General features: G+C 31.6%; 3 protein-coding genes. All 3 read right to left on the reverse strand.

Annotated elements, in window-relative coordinates; translation table 11 throughout:
- Positions 1–1,371: S-layer homology domain-containing protein (locus CER22_RS30715; RefSeq protein WP_088610475.1), on the reverse strand; the 1,371-nt coding region annotated here is incomplete at its 3' end.
- 401 nt (positions 1,372–1,772) lie between these two features.
- On the reverse strand, positions 1,773–2,051 hold the full coding sequence (locus CER22_RS30720) for an AbrB/MazE/SpoVT family DNA-binding domain-containing protein (protein WP_088610476.1): 279 nt from the start codon (positions 2,049–2,051) through the stop codon (positions 1,773–1,775).
- Between the two features lie 969 nt (positions 2,052–3,020).
- A complete protein-coding gene (locus CER22_RS30725) occupies positions 3,021–3,182 on the reverse strand; it encodes an aspartyl-phosphate phosphatase Spo0E family protein (RefSeq protein ID WP_088610477.1) in 162 nt (53 codons plus the stop codon).
- Positions 3,183–3,503 lie beyond the last annotated feature (321 nt).

Consider the following 3,503-nt stretch of genomic DNA (forward strand, 5'->3'; position numbering starts at 1 on the left):
TACGCGGCCTTGTTCATCTGGTATTGGATCATCGAATGTTGTATCAAGGTGATACCATTTGTTTTCTATTTTCACTAAATTCCAAGCATGAGGCTGACCGTCTCCAGTTCCTACTACAAAATGATTCTCGATTCCAGCTTCTTTTAATAATTGATAGGTTAATAGTGCGTAACCCTGGCAAACTGCAGAACGATTTGCGAGTGCTTCATATGCTGTATAAGCTGTATAAGACGTATCGTAAGAAACATGCTTTACGACATAATCATGAATCGCCTTCACTTTTTCATGATCATTCATTCCAACTTGCGTAATAGAAGAAACAATTGCTTTCGCTTGTTTCATTACATATTCCGTTTGATCTTTCGTTTCACGATATGTAATCTTTATCGTAAATGTATAATTTCCAGGTAATCCTGATTGTTTATATGAAACATTCGATCTATTATAATTTGTATACTCATTTTTACTTGCCACTTCTTCATATGCGTTAATTAGTGTATCCATTACTTCTTTTCTATTACTATTTTCCGTTTTATATGGAAGTACAATATTCGTTTCATAGGCATTAATACGCTTTTGTACTTCTTCTTTAAACGCTGTTAATAATGCTGCATCCCCTGTATCTTGTACCGTAACCGCAGGCTTTTTATCTTGCACCGTAAGCGTGGGCTTTTTATCTTGCACCGTAACCTCAGGAGTTTTATCTTGCAAAGTATTATATAAAAACTGTGCATACTGTTCACGCGTTACCGTTTGACCTGGTTCAAATTTCCCGTCACCTGTACCAGATGCAATTCCGTTTGACTGCACTGCACTAATTGCATTCTCACCCCAATAACCGCTTGGAACATCGTTAAATGTATGCTTTTGTTTCGCAGTAAGATGGAAAGCGTTTGTAAGAATTTGTGCCATTTCTGCGCGATTCACAGGAGCTTTTGGTCTAAAATTCCCTTTCTCATCCCCTTTAAATACACCTGCATTCGTTAACATTAAAATTTCCTCAGGAAACATCGTAGAGTTCTGGTTAATATCACCATAAGGATTATTGAACTTTGATCCGTCCTTTAATACATAAAGAGCATTATTGCTACTAAACGTTCCACCTTGTTTATTCGGAAGCATAACTCGATACACTAAAGCTGCAACTTGCTCTCTCGTCGCAACATCTCCAAAACCAAATATCCCATTTCCGTAACCGGAAATAATATTTTTACTTCCTAAATCTTTAATCGCTGGATACGACCAATGCGATGTAGGCACATCAGAAAAAATCCCCGCCTCAGCAGCTTTCACATCACTGCCATTTGTATATAATAAAGCACCACCTATAAGTGATAATGATGTAATTGATTTTAATAGTTTTGTGTACATAATTCCTTCTCCTAATTCGTCTTCTATTTATGTTTTTTATGTCGAAAAATCTAAAGATATGACAAAATATACTATACAATTAAATTTTTCCGGAGTATATATTAAATTCCAAAATATGTAAAGAATAATATTAATATATTTTTCTGTATTAATATTATACCATCTAAACCCTTTATATTCATATAATATAATAAATATAAAAACTACTTCCTTTATCATAAGTTACCTTGTAAGTACTCTCCTAGCCTTGGACATACTGACACTATTACTTTAATAAAACTATAGATAGTCCACTTATAGCAGAATAACTAATGGAATATTTTATTTTGTAGCGTTATTATTAGTAGTGTAAAATTGGCCAAGTCAAAGAAAACGAATCTTGAACCTATTACAATTATTAACTACTTTATTAGGTGTAGCTTGATCTCCTTGATTAAAAACTCTACCCCTTCAGGACTAAGAATAATTTGTCCGTTAGCCAAAGAAATATTTTTTTCTGTAATATCACCTGTTATGGTACAACCGTCATATGACTTGAATTTTTGTAAAATTATCTTTCCATCTTCCACAAATAGTTCCATAGGTTCTTTGTCTGCAATTCCGAATGTACTTCGTATCTCTTTTGGAATCACAATGCGCCCTAATCCATCTAGTTTACGAGTAACGCCTATTGATTTCATTTTATCCCGCCTTTTTATTTTACATAAGTTGAAATGGATTTAAGGATGAATAATTTTTATCATTCACCTTTAAAGTCATAATGTAATTAATTAAATTAATTACCGTGTCTAGTGAAATATTTTTTTGCATAGCATCGCTAACCTAGTTCCAATGTTAAAATCGGATCCCTACTTAATAGATGTTATTTTTTGATATCAACTATTTGTTTTCCTGACTTTCGATAATGTATATATTGTTCAATAGACATGTCATAATCTCCCTTCACCACATCTATATACTAACTACCTTAATTAAATTAGTACACCTTAATTAAATTAAGTTTTACTAATTATACAATTATAATAACGATTAAACAATAATTAACAATATACTTCATTAAGTATATTGTTGATTATTGTTTAGTTAAATTGATAGAAACTGACCTATAATGCTACTATATAGATATAAATAAGTTAGTGCTCAAAATGAATAAATAGAAACAGGAACCAATATGTAAATATCGGATCCATTTTTTATTCAGCGTATTCTAAATTATCTGATTAATTATTATTCATCATTTCACGACAAGTTGTGTTATATACGATATCAGAAACCTTGTTTTTTCATCATAAATTATAGTACTAACTTCTGCAGCATATGCTCTGTCCGTTCAATCTACAGCATAATATTTTGTACACTCTGTTACAAAATATTATGCGTATTCTAATTCAATATCTGCTTTTTTGTTCTCAGTAAACTACCCCAAATTGACACTCCCATCCCTAAAGGGGCAAGCTGACTAACTCAGTGGGATTATTGCTACCAAAGGCGAAGTCCATCTCTGGTATCGCTGACGTGCAAGATTGCGGTGTGCCATCGTCACTCCCACAACAAATCATATAGATTCGTGGGCTACGGTACTGTGACCATACCGTACAGATTGTTGGTTCTCAAACCCTTCCATAATTTTTAGTATAAATGTATAAATTCTACTTCATTTTACATTTTATATGAATAAATATATTTATTAATATATCTATATCTTGACTTAAACGTAACACTTGTTGATGTCTAAATCCATATTTCTCTGCAAGTTTAATTAGATCTATTTTCTTTTCTTCAATTAGTTCCTGTAATTTTCCCATCTCCATATCTATTAGATCTCCTTTTTTACGATTTAGCAGTTAAATTATAGTATAGGCATAAAAATAAAGAAACTGGAAATTTTGGTAATAGAAAGAAAATGATACAAACGTGTCTAAAAAATGTATAAATTTAAATATAATAATAAAATGGTTTAAAATTATCGATGGTAATGTTATTATAGTATTAACCAAGAAGCATCCAACATATTTTTATTAATCACTACATTTTCTTTAGAACTATATCAACAAAAAAAGACACTATATTGATATTATCCCCTTAAGGTAGACAGTGTAAAAAGACCATGAACAAACATGGATGTTACACTT

The organism is Bacillus sp. K2I17, assembly GCF_002209985.1.
In the GTDB taxonomy this organism is placed as follows: Bacteria; Bacillota; Bacilli; order Bacillales; family Bacillaceae_G; genus Bacillus_A; species Bacillus_A wiedmannii.

What these genes read in the sequence shown, in the direction of transcription:
- CER22_RS30725 (WP_088610477.1), bottom strand. Translation starts at nt 3,182, where the DNA reads ATGGAGATGGGAAAATTACAGGAACTAATTGAAGAAAAGAAAATAGAT.
- CER22_RS30720 (WP_088610476.1), bottom strand. Translation starts at nt 2,051, where the DNA reads ATGAAATCAATAGGCGTTACTCGTAAACTAGATGGATTAGGGCGCATT.